Raw genomic sequence first — 1,671 nt, 5'->3', positions numbered from 1 at the left:
TCGGGCTTGCGCTGGATGACGGCGCGCAGGATCTTGGCGTGTTCGTTGTACGTGGCCTCCACCCGGTCGGCGCGGGTGAAGTCCAGGTGCCGGATGATTCGGATGCGCTCGGTCACGTCCCAGTGCACGCGGGCGATCTCGGCATTGCCGGCGGCGCGCACCAGGGTGGCATGGAACTGCTCGTCCAGCTGGCCCACCTCGCGCGGGTCGGCCAGCCGCTCGGCCGCCGGCACCAGCCACACGGCCTTGAGCGTGTCCAGCGCCTCGGCCGGCGTGCCGGTGTGGGCGCACAGCCGCTGCACGCTGGCCAGCTCCAGCAGCACACGCAGGTCGTACAGCTGTTCCAGCTTGCCGAAGTCGATGGGCTTGACGTACCAGCCCGACTTCAGCTCCACCTCCAGGTAGCCCTCATTGCGCAGGCGGAACAGCGCTTCACGCACCGGCGTGCGGCTCACGCCCAGGCGCTGGCCGAGTTCGGCCTCGGAAAAGCGGTCGCCCGGCACCAGCTGGAAGTCGTCCATCTCGGCCTTGAGCTGGGCGTACACCTGCTCGGCCAGATTGGCCCGCAGCGGGGCTGCGGGCGCCACGTGCGGGGCGGCAGCGGCAGGGGGCTTGGGGACGGCGCGCATGCGATCGATCTTACCCAGCGGCCCCCGGGGTGGACGGTGGGTTGGCGGGCGCGGCCAGCAGGCTCACATGCGCGGCCACCACACGCCACTGGCCATCGCCCATGCGCACCCAGGTCTGGCTCTGGCGGCCGATGGCGCTGCTGCCGGCGCGGTGGAACTCGGTCATCGCCGTGGCCATGTCGCGGCCGAAGGTGGTGATGACGGTGCGGCCCAGCGTGCGCGCCAGCCCGGCCGGCGAGCGGCCCGCGCGAAAGGCCTGGATCTGCGCATAGCCCACCAGGTTCTCGGTGGCGCCGTAGCGCACGGTGTGCGGGCTGTTCCAGAACAGCGCGTCCAGCACCTCCACGCGGTTGTTCACCAGCGCGTCTTCATAGCGCGCAAACACGGCCTGCACTTCGGCCAGCACGTCGGGCAGGTTGATCTGGTCTTCGGTCATGAGAGTCGGGCCACCGGCGCGCTGAACACGCCTTGTTGTTCGAGCGCATGCGCCACGCGCAGCACCCGGTCTTCGCGCCAGGGCGCGGCGATGATCTGCACCCCGATGGGCAGGCTTTCGTGGCAGCCCCACACCGGCGCCGCGCACACCGGCAGGCCGATGCAGCTGATGGGCTGCGCCAGCAGCCCCAGGCTGGGCCGCGCCGGCAGGCGCTGGCCGTTGATCTCGATCCACTCGGTGCCGATGGCGGGCGCCACCAGCGGCGTGGCGGGGGCGATGAGCACGTCCACCTCGGCCAGCAGCTCGGCCGCGCGCAGCGCCACCCAGCGGCGCATGCGCTGCGCCTGCTGCACCCAGGCCGCCGGCAGCAGCGCACCGGCCAGGAAGCGGTCGCGTGACAGCGGCTCGAAATCCTGCGGGCGGGTGCGCAGGTCGGGCAGGTGCAGCGCGGCGCCTTCGGAGTTGCTGATGACGAAGGCCGCGGCGCGGGCGCGGGCCGCCTCGGGCAGCAGCACCGTGGGCAAGCCGCCCAGCGCCTGCGCCACGCGTTGCACCGCGGCGCGGGCTTCGGGTCCGGCCTGGTCTTGGAACCAGCCGCCCAGCACG

3 protein-coding genes are annotated in these 1,671 nt (G+C 72.4%); all 3 read right to left on the bottom strand.

All coding sequences use genetic code 11. The features are described 5' to 3' along the window. Positions 1-629 (bottom strand): GntR family transcriptional regulator (locus ABNT58_RS06875; protein WP_348752759.1); only part of this gene is annotated, 629 nt, incomplete at its 3' end. A gap of 10 nt (positions 630-639) precedes the next feature. Then, positions 640-1,065 carry an oxalurate catabolism protein HpxZ gene (hpxZ, locus tag ABNT58_RS06870; RefSeq protein ID WP_348752758.1) on the bottom strand — a complete coding sequence of 142 codons (426 nt, stop codon included), beginning with the start codon at positions 1,063-1,065 and terminating at the stop codon, positions 640-642. Further along, on the bottom strand, positions 1,062-1,671 hold a 610-nt coding region (locus ABNT58_RS06865), incomplete at its 5' end, for an amidase family protein (protein ID WP_348752757.1). The genes hpxZ and ABNT58_RS06865, both read right to left, overlap by 4 nt.

It is taken from the genome of uncultured Aquincola sp., assembly GCF_964001545.1.
In the GTDB taxonomy this organism is placed as follows: domain Bacteria; phylum Pseudomonadota; class Gammaproteobacteria; order Burkholderiales; family Burkholderiaceae_C; genus Aquincola.
This window is presented reverse-complemented; position numbering and strand designations above follow the sequence as displayed.

What these genes read in the sequence shown, in the direction of transcription:
- hpxZ (WP_348752758.1), bottom strand. Translation starts at nt 1,065, where the DNA reads ATGACCGAAGACCAGATCAACCTGCCCGACGTGCTGGCCGAAGTGCAG.